General features: G+C 67.0%; 11 protein-coding genes. 2 read left to right on the forward strand and 9 right to left on the reverse strand.

Annotation, left to right across the window (positions count from 1 at the left end):
* Nucleotides 1-119 precede the first annotated feature (119 nt).
* Nucleotides 120-938: an SDR family oxidoreductase gene (locus tag ABZ441_RS24455; RefSeq protein WP_358977842.1), complete on the forward strand. Its 819-nt coding sequence runs from the start codon at nucleotides 120-122 to the stop codon at nucleotides 936-938.
* Nucleotides 935-1,888 (forward strand): DMT family transporter, encoded by a 954-nt coding sequence (locus ABZ441_RS24460; RefSeq protein ID WP_358977845.1) that lies wholly within the window; start codon nucleotides 935-937, stop codon nucleotides 1,886-1,888. Before ABZ441_RS24455 ends, ABZ441_RS24460 begins: the two co-directional genes overlap by 4 nt.
* Before the next feature lie 608 nt (nucleotides 1,889-2,496).
* On the opposite strand, the gene ABZ441_RS24465 is transcribed toward ABZ441_RS24460, so the two are convergent.
* The 9 genes from ABZ441_RS24465 to ABZ441_RS24505 all read right to left on the reverse strand — a co-directional run bounded on the left by ABZ441_RS24465 (nucleotide 2,497) and on the right by ABZ441_RS24505 (nucleotide 14,123).
* Nucleotides 2,497-3,954, reverse strand: a complete 1,458-nt coding sequence (locus ABZ441_RS24465) for an FG-GAP repeat protein (RefSeq protein WP_358977847.1) — start codon at nucleotides 3,952-3,954, stop codon at nucleotides 2,497-2,499.
* 854 nt (nucleotides 3,955-4,808) lie between these two features.
* A complete protein-coding gene (locus ABZ441_RS24470) occupies nucleotides 4,809-5,480 on the reverse strand; it encodes a nucleotidyl transferase AbiEii/AbiGii toxin family protein (protein ID WP_358977849.1) in 672 nt (223 codons plus the stop codon).
* A complete protein-coding gene (locus ABZ441_RS24475; RefSeq protein WP_358977851.1) occupies nucleotides 5,477-5,824 on the reverse strand; it encodes a transcriptional regulator in 348 nt (115 codons plus the stop codon). The genes ABZ441_RS24470 and ABZ441_RS24475 overlap by 4 nt, the downstream gene beginning before the upstream one ends.
* A 351-nt stretch (nucleotides 5,825-6,175) precedes the next feature.
* Nucleotides 6,176-6,568, reverse strand: coding sequence for a hypothetical protein (locus ABZ441_RS24480; protein WP_358977853.1), 393 nt, complete (start codon nucleotides 6,566-6,568; stop codon nucleotides 6,176-6,178).
* Nucleotides 6,569-7,153: 585 nt separating this feature from the next.
* Nucleotides 7,154-11,863, reverse strand: a complete 4,710-nt coding sequence (locus ABZ441_RS24485; protein ID WP_358977855.1) for a putative T7SS-secreted protein — start codon at nucleotides 11,861-11,863, stop codon at nucleotides 7,154-7,156.
* A gap of 3 nt (nucleotides 11,864-11,866) precedes the next feature.
* Complete coding sequence (locus tag ABZ441_RS24490; RefSeq protein WP_358977857.1) at nucleotides 11,867-12,517, reverse strand: hypothetical protein; 651 nt, start codon at nucleotides 12,515-12,517, stop codon at nucleotides 11,867-11,869.
* Entirely contained in the window at nucleotides 12,514-12,972 is a 459-nt protein-coding gene (locus ABZ441_RS24495; RefSeq protein ID WP_358977859.1) for a hypothetical protein, read from the reverse strand. Before ABZ441_RS24495 ends, ABZ441_RS24490 begins: the two co-directional genes overlap by 4 nt.
* A 504-nt stretch (nucleotides 12,973-13,476) precedes the next feature.
* A complete protein-coding gene (locus ABZ441_RS24500) occupies nucleotides 13,477-13,878 on the reverse strand; it encodes a PIN domain-containing protein (protein ID WP_358977861.1) in 402 nt (133 codons plus the stop codon).
* Nucleotides 13,875-14,123 carry a type II toxin-antitoxin system CcdA family antitoxin gene (locus ABZ441_RS24505; protein ID WP_358977863.1) on the reverse strand — a complete coding sequence of 83 codons (249 nt, stop codon included), beginning with the start codon at nucleotides 14,121-14,123 and terminating at the stop codon, nucleotides 13,875-13,877. Before ABZ441_RS24505 ends, ABZ441_RS24500 begins: the two co-directional genes overlap by 4 nt.
* Between the last annotated feature and the right edge of the window lie 179 nt (nucleotides 14,124-14,302).

A 14,302-nucleotide genomic window follows, 5' to 3' on the forward strand; every position in this document is an offset into this window, starting at 1 on the left:
AGCTTCGAAACGGTACATCATTGAGTCACCTTTGAATTAACTGCATCGAACCTGTTGCAGTTAGCTGCAGAGTCGATACTCTTTGGTCGCAGATCCTCGTCGAGTGAAGGAGATTTCCCGTGCGCAGTGCAGCGCTCATCACCGGTGCCTCGTCCGGACTCGGAGCGGAGTTCGCCGCGCAGCTCGCCGCCCGTGGATGCGATCTGATCCTGGTGGCGCGTTCCGAGAGCAGGCTCACCGCCCTCGCCAAGCGCCTGGCCGCGGAGCACGGCATCCGCGCCCACGTCCTGGTCCAGGACCTCGCCGAGCCCGATGCGGCCCGGCAGATCGCCGGCCGTCTCGCCGCCCGCGGCCTGAGCGTCGACCTGCTGGTCAACAACGCCGGATTCGGCACGTGCGGTCGCTTCGAGGACATCGCGGCGGACCGTGACCACGACCAGTTGATGGTCAACGTCGTCGCACTCGTCGACCTCACCCACGCACTGCTCCCCGGCATGCTGGAGCGTGGCACGGGCGCAGTCGTGAACGTCGCTTCCACCGCGGGCTTCCAGCCCTCCCCGTACTTCGCCGTCTACAGCGCGGCCAAGGGCTTCGTGCTGAACTTCGGGCTCGCCCTGCGTCAGGAGTACCGCGGGCGCGGCGTTCGCGTACTCACTCTGTGCCCCGGTCCGGTCGACACCCCCTTCTTCGACGCCATCGGCACCCGCAAGGCGGCCGTCAACGGCTCGATGACCACGCCGGAGCCGGTTGTGCGCGCCGCTCTGCGCGCGCTCGATCGCGACCGCGGCTACGTCACCCCCGGACTCGGCAATGCCCTGGCCGCGCATCTGCTGCCGCGCCGGCCGCGCACACTGGTCGCCGCCTTGGCCGAGCGTGTCACCCGGAGGGTCCTCAGCCCCGCGAGCACCGCCTCACAGTCGAAGGAGTACGCGGCATGAGTTCCTCCACCGTTCCGGCCGCGGGTGCCGCCGCCGCGATGCTGCTCGTCGGTACTTCGACGGCCGTCTCCGCGACGATTGCCGATTACCCCGTCCTCATCGGTCAGGCCCTGCGCTACGCGCTCGCCGCTGCGATCCTCCTCGCCGTGGTACGCCACCGCCGTTTACCCCGCGCCGGCCTGACCGCCCGTGACATCCTGCTCCTTCTCGCGCTGGCCGCCACCGGCCTGGCGGGCTTCAACATCTTCCTCGTCGAAGCCACCCGGCACGCGAGCCCGGCCACGATCGGCACGGTGGTCGGAGCGATCCCCATCGTCCTCGCACTCGTCGGGCCGTTGACGGAACGCCGTCGGCCGGCCGTGCGCACCGTCGTCGCCGCGGTTGTCGTGACCCTGGGCGCTGCCGTCGCCGCAGGGCTCGGCGGCGGCAGCCTGCGCGGTGTGCTGCTGTCTCTGGGGGCACTCGCCGGAGAGGTCGCCTTCTCGCTCCTCGCCCTTCCGCTGCTGCCCAGACTCGGCCCCATGAGAGTCGCCGCCTATCCTGCGGCGCTGGCCGTGCCCATGCTGCTGGCCGCGAGCATCGCCCTGGACGGTACGAGCTCCCTTCGCCTGCCCACCCCCACCGAAGCGGCTGCCTTCGGTTACCTCGGTGTACTCGTCACAGCCACCGCCTTCTTCCTCTGGTACGACGCTCTGCGCCGACTGGGCGCAGCGCGTGCCGGACTTTTCGCCGGACTCGTTCCGGTGGGTGCACTGGTCACCACAGTCGCACTCGGGCTCGGCGAGGCGGGCCTCGCAGATGTTGCCGGCGCACTGCTCGTCGGCGCCGGTGTCCTGATCGGTCTGCGGCAGCCTGTGCCGACCGGTGCTGCGGGGCGGGTCGGCCGTCCTGTCCGGCGTTCCCGGAGCGAAGACGAGCGGCGGGTGCGGCCGTCATGCGAACTTCGGTAGCGCAGGCCAGGTGACCAGGTGCTCGGCACCGGGAGCCGTCCGCATCGCACGGTGAGGTGTGTCCGGCCCGAACCGGCTCGGGAACAGGGGCGTCGAGTACGGCGGGGAGGTCCGTCCAGGCCGTCGAGCCGTCCGCTTCACAGCCCTCGTCCCGCACCACCGGGTTCGGCGCCGCCGGTGCGGGGCTGCCTCTGGGCCGCCGTGGCAGAGACGGGCTCACGGGGTGAGAACCGCCTTGCCCCGGATCCGGCCGGTCTCACTGAGCCGGTGGACGTCGGCCAGTTCGGCGAGAGGGTGTGCCGCGAACGGCGCAGTACCAAGGCTCGCCGCAACTCACCCAGCATCGCCCGCGGATCTTTGATGCCGACCCGTCGCTCGGCGATCCGATCCGCCAGTGCGGTCCCCTCAGCCATCTTTCCTGGGCCTGACCTGCGGAGACTCGACTTCCGGTGCAGTCGGTGCCGTTGCGGTCCAGCCCTCTGTTGACCGACGCTGTCCGCCCCGGGTGGTGCACGGGTGGTGCGCGGTAGCGCCGTGTACCTGACTGTGGCGTCGTCCGGGCAACTACGGGCGGTACGGCATTGGGGGGCTGCTGCCCGTCTGGCGCGTCATATCACCCAGAGCAGCCCATTGCCGCCCAGGAGGGTGCCGTTTTGCTGGGTGAGGCCGACGGAGGACGCGGTGAACATACGACTGCCCGCGGCTGTCGGTCCGGAGGTGCCACCGGGGAGGACCCAAACAGCGCCCGTGGAGTTGTTCTCGGCGGCCGCTCCGACGAACAACTCGGCTTTGCCGTCCTTGTTCACATCACCTGCGGCGACCGTCGTACCGAAGAAGTCGTCGACCTCTGAGCCGCCGGGGACACTTGCTGTGTCCTGATTGAAAGCGTACGCCCCGGTACCGAGGGCGCCCGTGCGTCGTCCGGGGATGACGGACACCTGCCCGGCCCGGCCGACCTTGCCAATGGATTCGTACGGCGCCCCGACCACGATGTCGGCCAGCCCGTCACGGTTGAGGTCGGCCACCGCCAAAGCGCCGCCGAAGGCGTCGTACTTCTCACTTCCGCCGGGGACGCCAGCGGTGTCCTGCGTGATCTGAACGGGTGCCGCGTCGGCCGCGATGCCGAGCGCCGAGCCGTACCAGACCAGGATGCGACCGCCCAGCGCGCCGTCGACCCCGGCGACTTCGGGTTCGTCCGGGTCGCCGACCACGAGATCGGCGAATCCGTCGCCGTTGAGGTCGCCGGTTGCGGAGATCAGGCCGTTGCCCTTCTGGAGACCGGGTGAGACACCGGGCTTGTGGACGTCGTTCTCGGGGTTCACGAAGACCATGCCACCAGAGAGACCACTGAAGCGGTAGGTGACGTTCACATGGTCCTGGGCTCCGTCCCCGTTGAAGTCGCCGAGCGCCACAGACTCGCCCCAGGACCTGTCCGCCGGCCCTGCCGCGTTGCCGAACGATCCGGTGCGACTGAAGGGGCCGGTGAAGCGGACGGCCCCGTGCCAGCCGCCCGCCAGGACTTCGGTCTTCACTCCCGGGCCGGCGCTGACAGCAGCCAGGTCCAGGCCGTAGTACAGCGGATCGCTCTCCGGTGTCGGCAGGTTGGTGCCTGTAGTGAGGCCGGAGCTGCTCCCCCACAGCACCGTCACTGCCCCGGCATCGATTCCCTGGGCCGTGCCCTCGTAGGGCGACGAGACGATCAGGTCCGCGTACCCGTCGCGGTTCAGGTCCGCCGTGGCGGTGGCGGCACCGAACCGGTCGTATGCCTCGGCGGTGCCCGGCACGCCGGCGGTGTTCTGCGTAATGATCTTCCGCCGGGTCGTCGACAGTCCCGACTTCGACCCGTACATCACGACGACCGCACCGGCCGCCTCCTTGCCCGTCACGTCGGCGCCGGGGGCGGGCAGGACGGCGTCACGGTAGCCGTCGCCATTGAAGTCACCGGGTACCGCCCCGTGCACGGCGACCGCGGGACTGGCCGGCAGCAGCGTGGCGCCGACCAGACCGGCGACCAGCAGGGCGGCGGCTCTCCACCTGCGCCCGGTCAGAACACGGTTCATTCTCATGTTGAGTCCCCTCCACCCCGGGCACACCTTCCGTGCACCCAAGCATCGCGACGGAGTGTAAAGGCGTGCGGAGGGCTGTCGCCGGGCGGGGATACCGTAGAAAGCCTTTTGAGGCGATTGAAGCAGCGTCCCAGTGTTCCCCAAGTGTCGCTTCAGTCGCTGTGATTCGACGCGCGATCAGATCGGGGGCGGCTTGAGCATGCTCATCAAGAGACCGTCGCATCTGATACCCGGTGTGAGCGGTGTTCTCGCCTACCGTCACACGGCGCGTGCGGTTCGAAGCATCCCCGGCTTCGTCACTGGGCTGCAAGATCCGGGGATGTTGCAGCCGTCTGTAACCGGGCACCCCGGACAGCGCTCACGCCGACTGTCCGCTTCCAACAGGACAGTCGGACAGCTGGGACACCTTCGAGCGCCCCGCTATTCTGCTGCGCGGCGCGGACCAGAGGGTTGAGGAACCACGGCGTTCGATCGTTCGCTGTGCCCATGTGGGTCCTGGTGGGGCAGTCGCCGGACTGTCGGTGGATTCGGGGGAGCGTTGCAACCTGCCGGACCTGGCCTTGAACTGGTCCACAAACCAAAGAAGCCCCCGGCCGCTGGCCTGGGGCTTTTTCATGGAGCGGGTGACGAGAATCGAACTCGCGCTCTGAGCTTGGGAACCAACGGTTCTTGGAATGGTGCAATCGCCCTGACCTGCATGTTTGCCCGGTCCGGGTGAGGGCGCCGAGGTCTCTGGAAGCCGTACATGACCGCTGCTGTCCGCTCCGAAGGGCACGGATGGGGCACGACGGCCGAGGGGCGATCAGCCCCTCGCGCGAACCGCAACCTGTCGCGTGTTCGGCATCGTCGGGCCATCAGTCCTCGTGCGGGGACGCGAGCTCGTGAAGTCGTTCCCCGATGTCGTCGGCCCAGGTCTGTGCCCACTGACGCAGCCCGGCGATCGCCTCCTCGCCGAGTCCGTAGGCGGCGAATTCCGTGTCATCGATCCAGTCGGCTCCGCCCAGCCGAGCTTGGAGCTCGCTGAGATCGAAGGAGTCCCGGGCATGGCGCCGGCCGAGTTCCTCGAGTTCGACGGGGTTCCAACGGCCCGTGGCGGCCTGCACGTCGATAAGGTCCCTGGCGAGTCCGCGGTCGGCCAAGGCGCGGACCTTCGTGCCCACGACATCTTCGAGGGACAACACCAAGCCGTGCTCGGTGTGTACGGGTGGCCGCCAGAGTGCCTCCTTGAGGATGTCGACCTCGCACTCTTCACGGCTGACAGGGTCGGTGACGATCAGGCGCGCGGACAGCGGGTCTGTTTCCAGAGCACTGACCTGCCACCCGCGCTGCTCCAAGCCGGTGCGTACGGCAGTCGCAATGTTGTCCATGCGCTCGGGGTTTTCGGTCGCGACATCGAGGTCCTGGCTGAGCCGGTCGACCAGGCCGTGCGCCTGGACTGCGTAGCCACCGGTAAGCGCCAGAGGATATTCGCCACCTACGGCGAGCACGTCTGCAAGCAGGCGACGGTGCAGACCGGTGAGGTTCACGCAGCGGCCTGGGTACGGTGAGCCAGCTCGTCGAAGGAGCGTTCCCAGACTTCACGGACATCACGGCTGATCAGCGTGCGCAGTGTGGGCCACAGGCTGATGAGAAGGTCGCGATTGAGGTACTGGATCAGATCGTCGTGCTGGCCCTCGGCCAGGACGATGCGGTAGCAGCTCATCCGAAGACGGGGCTGGTCGAGGTCGAACGTGGTCAGTCCCGACCACGCCAGGTGGAGGGGCAGGCTCACTGTGCCGTGCTCGGGGCCGGCGAGCTCGGAGAGCGCTGCGGGCGCGCGCCGGGCGAACTTGGCACGGCGGAGATCGGAAAGGCTGGGCTGTGATGCCATACGTCGATTATCCAGGGAGAGGCCACAGAAGCCGACCGGACGGTGACAAGGTGCCGCATACGAAGAAGCCCCGGGCCGCTGGCCTGGGGCTTTCATTATGTGGAGCGGGTGACGAGAATCGAACTCGCGTTCTGAGCTTGGGAATCAACGGTTCTTGAACGACTGCATCGGCTCTGACCTGCCTATTTGCTCGAGACGTACGAGGTCGGAGCGGTCTCCGGGCGCCGTGCATGACCGCTGTTGTCCGCTCCGCCGGGCACGGATGGGGCACGGGCGGTGGCGGTGCTGCGGATGTCTGCTGCGGTGCGCGCCGATGTCGGTGAGGACGCCGGTGCGCGCTCACGCTCACGCTCATGACCAGTGGGAGCAGTCTTCCGCGAAGATCTCCGCGACCGCTGCGGCCGCCACGCGCTCGATGTCCGGGATGTAGGGGCGGACGTCGGGCAGTGGGGTGCAGAAGGTGACGTTGGCGGTCAGTAGTGCCTCGTCGGTGTCGGCGAGGGAGAACGAGACGTAGCACTTCACCGCTGTGTCGCCGAAGTGCTCCTGTGCGCCGTGCAGGCAGGCGGCGACGTAGGCCAGGGACCTCCGTACGAGGAACGGCGCGCGTTCGTCCGTCGCAGTGGGCAGGTCGTAGTCCGTCATTCCCCTGCCGTTGACCGTGATTTCCTCCGCGAGCCGGTCGGAGTGCTCCGGGAGGAGGTCGGTCAGCACCCCGCCCACCCGACGGGCGTCGTGGACCATCCTTGCTCCCGACTTCACAGAGCATGGGAGGGATGCCCTGGCAGATCAGTCCTGCGCTGTCCGTCCTCCGCAGAAGCGCCGGGACGGGCGCACACACGTGCCGGCAACCCTCTCCGTGCTAGCGATGCCACTTCGATGAATGCCTACAACACCGTTGAGCGCCTTCGGTGGTTCGGGCCAAACCTAACCGGGCCGGACCCGGCTGGACCGCCGAGTAGCCGCGGGGTGAAAATCCCCTTGGCTACTCGGCGGGCTATTGGTGCTTCCCTTCCTCTGAGTTGAGGAATTCCTCAAGAGATGTCAGCAGGGCGACCACGGCAGTGGCTTCTTCCTCCGAGGTGCGGGGGGCGCCCGGATCCCAGAGTGAGCTTCTTGCCGGAAAGGCCCTTTTTAGTACGAGCCAGACCCAGCTCATATTCGAGCTGGCCTCGAAATCTTTATTGAGCCATGCGTGAAACTTCTGGAGCTCCCCTCGCGGATCGCCGGCAGAGTATCCGTAGAGGAACGAAACGTGAGTGGCGAACGTTCCGTCCACTCCAAACATGAGCGGCCTTTTGCGGAGGTGAGGTAGGATTTCGTGAAGCATCAATCGAGTGGCCTCCAATGCAGGATATCGAGATAGTTGGGGTCCCATAGTTCGTCGTATTCTTGCTTGCTCAGGCCGGTGCGACCGGTGAAGCCGTCGTAGACGCGCCCGTTATGCATGACTACGTCATGGTGGAACCATGCTGGGTCGGTATTCCTGTAGGGCCCCATGGCGAAGTTCTCAGCGAGCGGGTCGGGTATGGCGTTGCTTATTCTGTAGCGGGTTCCACCGCCCAGCCGCTCCTGGATCTGCACAGCTACTTCCTCGCAACCGTTCCAGTTACTCGGGTCCTTGATGTCCAGCGGCTTCCAGTCGTCGCCGAGGTCCGGGTAGTCGGTGGGTGCCAGCCCCAATGGGTCGGCCTGCGCGTGCGGGTTCTTTACGTACGTGTTCGGGTTGGGGGCCGGGGAGAGGCCGAGTGGGTCTGGTGTGGTGTATCGCGCGGTCTGTGGGTCGTAGTAGCGGTGGTGATTGTAATGGAGGCCGGATTCCGGGTCGTAGTACTGGCCGGGGAAGCGGAGCGGCGTGTACGCGTAGGCGTTGCTGTTCCATGTCGTGGAGCCCCAAAGGGTGGCCTGTGCGCGCCAAGCAATTTCACCGGATGTGCTGATGAGTTCGGTGGGTGCGCCGATCAGATCGGTGGCTATGGCGAAGAATCGTGCATCGATTTCGCGCTGAGTGTGACCATCGATTCGGCGTTCCGTCTGGGCAATGGGAATCTGGCCCTGGTGATCCCAGGTAAGTGTGACCGGGGTGGGCAGTACGCCGGGATGCGTGGTGGTTTGTTCGGCAAGGACGCTACCGTCCCAGCTGAACACGGTCTGCTCGGCCACTGATATGCCGTCCGGGGACATGCGCTGCTTTCGGCGGCGGCGCCCAAGTGTGTCGTAGGAATAGCGCCAACGGGTCCCGTCAGGAGTTGTTATGGCGGTGAGCCTGCTGTGAGCGTCGTACGAGTAATGCCAGGTGTCGGGCTTTTTTGACAAGCGGGCCTTGGTGCATTTCACCAACCGTCCGGCATCGTCGTACTCGTACCGCTTCGCTCCTGCTCGCATCAAGCGATTGCCGCTGTAGGTGCGGTCGCCCATGGCGTCGCTATCAAAGTGATGTCCCGAAAGAACGGCTGCCGTCTGATTTCCTACAGAGTCGTAGGTATACCTTTCGGTCAACTTGCCTGCGGTAGCGCTAGTGATCCGGCCGACGGGGTCGAGCTCGAAGCGCTGTGTACCGTGCAGAGTGTCGTTCACAGTAACGACATAGCCGTCAGCGCCGTACGTGTAGGTGCGATGCTTCAGGGAGCGGCCGCCCGCGATCAGTCTTTGGTCGAGCAATTGGCCGGTCCCATCCCAGGATGAGGCTAGGTTCAGCCCGGTGCCGAAGGCCCGGTCGATTTCACGGCCTGCGGTGTCATGGGTGAAATCGATGTGCTGAGCGCCCGCCGTCATGTGGGTGCGGCGACCGGCGGCGTCATGGGCGTAGGTCGATATGTGGCCAGTGGGAGTGACTCTGCGTGTGCGTCGGCCCAGGGCATCGTACGCATACGTTGTGGTGCGGCCGTCGGCCATCTCCGTCTTGATCAGTCCGCGTCGATCGTACTGATACAGCAGTTCACTGTCGGGGCCCCCGGCCCGCACCAAGCGGCCTGCGCCGTCGTACTCGAACGTCGATATTTCGCCCGCGGCGTCCTCGCGGATCACTCGCCCCAGCGCGTCGTGTGCATAGGAAATGGTTTCGCCAACTGGAGTGGTGCGAAGTACGAGCCGTCCTGCGGGGTCGTACGTGTAACTGGTGGTGCGCTGGTCGAAGTCCGTCTCTGAGATCAACCGCCCGGCGGAGTCGTACGTATAGGTCCAGGGCGCCCCCTGGGGGTTGGTGACTCTGGTCAGACGGAGTTCCGAGTCGTAACTGAACTCGTAGTGGCCACCGTCCGGTTCTGTGCGAGCTGCCAAGGTGTCGAAGTGGGTGTACTCGAAGCGTGTCGTGCGGCCGGCGGTGTTCGTATGGCGAATGCAGTTTCCTTCGCCGTCGTAGATCCAGGACTCGCTCATGCCATTTGGCCCTATGCGGCGGCTGAGGTTCCCGTCGATCGACCACTCGAATAGGGTGACCGAGCCTGAGTGATCGGTGACGCTTACGGGACGGCCGAAGGCGTCTCGCTCGTAGCGCAGGCTGCCGCCCAGCGGATCTGTGACTTCCATGGGGAGTCCGGCTGTGTTGCAGCTCAAGGTAGTGACCGCGCCCAGCGCATCGGTGGCTGAAGCGAGACCGCCGCGGGCGTCGTAGGCATATCGAGTGGCGTGCCCAGCAGGGTCGGTGACCGTGGTTCGATTGCCACGACCATCGAACTCCTGGCCGCGACTAGCGCCATCCGCTGCAACGAACGATGTGGGAAGACCGAGCCGGTTGCGATGCAGGCCGAGTCGGCTGCCGTCCGGGTGTGCTACCGCAGAGAGCTTTCCGTTCGCGTCGTAGGCGAACGCGGTAGTCTGCCCGAGAGGGTCCGTGCGGCTGAGCCGGTTGCCGCGTGTGTCGTAGGTGAACCGGGTGGTGTGGCCCAGCGGGTCGGTGGTCGCGAGGACGCGGTTTCCCGCGCCTATGAGGTGGCGTGTGGTGTGGCCCTCGGCGGTGGTCAGGGTGGTGGTTCGGTGCCCCGTCGCAGGATCGGGCCGACCGTAGCCGAGAGTGACGTGGAAGTGGCCTGCCTCGCCGCCCTCGGAGATCACCCGATGCTGATCGTCGTACGTGTAGGCGTAGCGGCGGCCGTTGGAGTCGACCCAGCCCGTCACTCTGCGGTGGTCGTCGTACGCGAAGGTCAGGGTGGCCCCGGAGGGCTTGGTGACCTCGGTGAGGTTGCCGTCCGTGTAGCCGTAGGCCATGACGGGCCGGGCAGGTCCGTCATCCGGGCGGTTGTCCGCACCGGTACGTGCTGGAGCCAGCACCAGCGCCGTGACACGGCCGCCGGCCGTGGTTACGGACAGGTGGTAGCCGGCTGAGTGGACCAGTGCCAGGGGTGTGCCGTCGTCCGCACGGTCCAGGGCGACGGTGTTGCCATTGCTGTCGGCGACCTCGACGAGCCAGGCTTCGCCGTCGTCACCGGGTTCCGTACCGCCAGGGCCGGCGAAGTGCTTGGTCAGCCGGGCGTCGGGGTCTGTGAGCGTGTAGTCGCCGGCCTCGTCGCGGTCCAGGGTGGAGCGTGAGGTCCCGCTCTCGGGGCGTGTGGGCAGTCCCGGCACGGGGTGCGGGTAGTTGATCAGCAGCCCGTTGTCCGTTACGTGGATGACACCGTTGGCATCGATCTCCAGACGCTCGTCTACCGTTGAGGACCAGGACGGGCCGAAGAACCGGCCGGCGGTGTAACCCGACTCCACCCGGCGAGTGAAGGCAAGGGGCAACACCCCGGGCAGCACCAGGTCGGTCTGTGGGAGGAACATGCGGCCCGAGGCAAGGTCGACCGGGTCGGTGCCTCCACTGGTGCGCTCGCTGTCGGGCCTGTTGTGGGTGCCTTCGGGGGCGTCGTCCACGAGGCGGCGGGCCTTGTTCGCGTCCTGTGCGAGGTCCGCGAGCTCTTTGGCGACCCGGGCTCCCTTGACTCCGGCTCCGGCGCCGCCGGTGGCGGCGGTGAGGACCAGGTCGGGGACGAGCCGCCCGAACCCTTCGGCCGGGTCCTTCATGAAGTTGGTGACCATCTGTTTGCCGGCACCCCAGGGGTCGTTGGCGACCTGGACCAGTCCGGCAGCGGTGTTGTTCAGCGAGAGGGCGTATTCGGCGGGGTGGGTGAGGTTGTACGGGTCCGTCGGGTTGACGCTGCGCGCGAAGGTGACGAGGCCCGCTGTGCCCTTGGCGATGCCGCCGACGAAGTGGGTCTTCACCACCTCGTACTCGGCGAGCCCGTCCGCGACCTGCTCGGCGTACCTGGGCTTCTGCGGCGCGGTGTCCCGTGCGGCCGCCACCGCCGTACGGGCCGTTGCCGCGGCCGTGTTGCGTTGTGTCCGTGCCTCCGTCAGCAGCCGCTGAGCCTCTTCTATGCGGGCCTTGCCGGGGTCCTTGAACTCACCGGGCCTGGGCGGCAGCGTCGACGGATCGCGCTCGTCGGCGGGCATGGCGTTGTACTTGTCGGCGGCCCGGTTGTAGGTGTCGCACTGTTCCTTGTGGGCGTCCATCGCCTCCTCGGACGCCTTGGCGCCCGCTTTCCACGTGTCGATCGCCGTCTGTGCCTGCCCCTGCGCCCATTCGACGGTCCCGGCGAACGACTCCAGTGCCCCAGCGGCCTTCTCGAAGGCGTCGGCGGCCTTGAACCACTTCGGCGGCTCGACGGACACCGAGTCCCGGAACGCGTCTGCCGCCTGCCCCTTCAGAGCGGAGGAGTCCAGTCCCCTCATGCCGCCGCCGACCTTGTCGAAAGCGCCCTGCAGGTCTTTGAGGTGGGACGCGGTCGAGCGGAGCTCGGATGGGCTTCCGTAGATCAGCTTCGTCTTGTCCTCGGTCTGCCCGAGGTCCATCTCGTCGACCTCGGCGCCCATCCGGTTCGCCACCGAACGCGACTGCTCGCGCACCCAGTCCGCGCCGGAATCCCAGCCCGCGTCCTGCAGCCGGTCGGCCGTCCAGGTCCCGGCGTCCTCGACCCGGTTGCCGGCCCACTCGACACCGTCCTCGACGGCGTCCTCGACGACGTCCGGAGTGAGGTCGCTGACGATATCCCCGAGTCCCATGGATCAGTTCCCCCCGTTGTCCTGCTGCTGTTGCCGGGCCCGTTCCTCGGGCGAGGGTCCGAACGTCTCGTCCACGGAACGGTCGAAGGCTTCCTGGTCGACGCCGAGCAGGTCGTTCAGCTGGTCTGCCTGACGGCCGCCGTTCCCCTCGGTCAGCAGCGCCCGCCCGGTGTCCTTCCAGGTCTGCCCGGCCTCGTCCGCCGCCCGCTCGAAGGACTCCGCGCTGTAGTCCGGGCTGAGGTAGTCGGGGGTGAACACGTCGCCCCAGTTCTGCTTGACGATCTCGTCCTCGGACGCGTGCGGGTTGCCCACGGCGGCGTTGACCACGACCTTCATGGTGCCCTGGACGTACTGGTCCTCCTCCCACAGGATTCCGGCGGCCAGGCCCAGCTTCGCCGCGATGGCGTTGGCGTCCTGGACCAAGGCCCGGACACCCCACTCCCACCGCTCGCAGAAGTCCTCGAAGTCCACCGACAGGCCGTGGTGACCCGCCTCCATGCCGGTCATCGACAGGTCCGACAGTCCCTTGCCCAGCACCGCCCCCGTGCCGGTACCGAACTCCTTCAGCTCGGCCACCGCCGCCCGCAGACCACTGGTGATCTGCTGGACACTGGCCCGGTCAACGTTCAGATCCTCAGCGTCACCGCCGCTCATCGACCCCGTCCCCCGTCCCGGGTCCGTGCACCGACCGTGGCTTCCGCATCCTGCGCGTCGACGGCGACCGCGTCAGGCACGATCCCCGTCACCGGAGGAAAGAGCATCGAGCCGTCCGGATCGGCGATGTTCATCGCGATCCCGGCCGGCACCCCCATCGCCGGAATGATCTCGTCCAGAAGTCGCGCCCCGCGCAGCTCGGCGAACTCCCATGACCGCCCGACAGCACCGGCTTCGCTCCCGGTGCTGCGTGCCTGGGCGAACCGGGCCAAAGCCTCCTCGTCGGTGAACCCGCAGACCCAGCGGATCCCGCCGGACTCCGCGGTCCACAGCCCACCACCGTCGAACGGAACCAGCACCAACGCCCGCCGCAACTCACCCAGCATCGCCCGCGGATCTCCGATGCCGGCCCGCCGCTCGGCGATCCGATCCGCCAGCGCTGTCCCCTCAGCCATCGAGCCCCCGTTCACGTGCCACCGTCCACTGGTCCCGGTGTCGGTCCCCGGGTTCGAAACACCGTAGGACACCACGCTCGGTATGAACCAGCGGTTCCACCGCCCCTGCCGACCCCAGGGCGGTCTCCGTGGACCGGTGGCCTGCGACGCATGGACGGGATCGACAGGGCGTGCGACCGGAGGCGCGGGCTGGTCAGGATGAACCGACCGGCCCCGTAAGACGTAGCGTGGCCGGACAACAAAGAAGCCCCCGGCCGCTGGCCTGGGGCTTGTTCATGGAGCGGGTGACGAGAATCGAACTCGCGCTCTGAGCTTGGGAATCAACGGCTCTCGCGCGACCGCATCGGCTCTGACCTGCATTTTTGGTCGAAACGTGCGAGGTTGGAGTGGTATCCGGGCGCCGTACATGACCGCTGTTGTCCGCTCCGATGGGCACGGATGGGGCACGGGCGGCGGCAGTGCAACAGAACCTGCCGAGGTGCATGCTCCGGGTGGGCTGGAGGGTCAGAGAGGGATGATGCGGACCTGGCTGCCGCAGAGCTTGGCCATGTCGTCGCTGTCGGACGTAAGCAAGGCGACGGGTTTCGGCTGGCGGAGCGCGACCTCGGCGACCGTTGCGTCGATGGCGTACTTGTGTCCGTGCAGTCCGGTGCCTTTGAGGAGCTCCGCTGCCGCTTTGGCTGCTCGCTCGGTGACCGGTTCTACCTTGATACGGGACAGGGCCCAGTTCAGGCGGGGGATGTTGGTACGGGAATGGCTGACTTCCACGATGGTGTTCGCCCCGATCACGAGGTCAGCTCCCATGTCGTGGAAGACCTGCAACATCGCGAGGAACTTGCGATCCTGCGTGATCCAGGCGGAGAGTCCTTCCGAGTCCAGGACAACGGTTTCGATGCGCTCGCTCACGCGGCGTCCGCGTCCTTGGAGGAACTGACGGCGCCGAAGATCTTCGCGTGGGCCTCGGCGAGCTCCTCGTCGCTGAAGCCTCCATGCTCTTCCTCGTGCCGGCGAAGGTCATCGCCCAGAAGCTGGTGCCGGATCTGGCGGGCCACGGCTTCCGCTACATAGCCGGAGACGTTGTCCGTGAGCTTGCGGAGCTCCGCCACCTGATCGCTGGGGAGCGTAACGGTGATACGAGTAGTTGAAGACATATAGCAAGCATACTAGAGTATGCGCGCAAGAGTCTGCGTGTTGCCACCCCATCGCGACTCTCCGTGACGCTCGCCATGCAATGTGGGTGAGGCGCCACACGTCGCGAGGTTGCCTCTCCTTCGGCCTCGACGTGCGGTGCGAAGCTGTATGGACAAGCTCCTGTGTGCCCGGGACGGTT

Origin of the sequence: Streptomyces sp. NPDC005752 (assembly GCF_040630715.1) — a bacterium.
Taxonomy (GTDB): domain Bacteria; phylum Actinomycetota; class Actinomycetes; order Streptomycetales; family Streptomycetaceae; genus Streptomyces.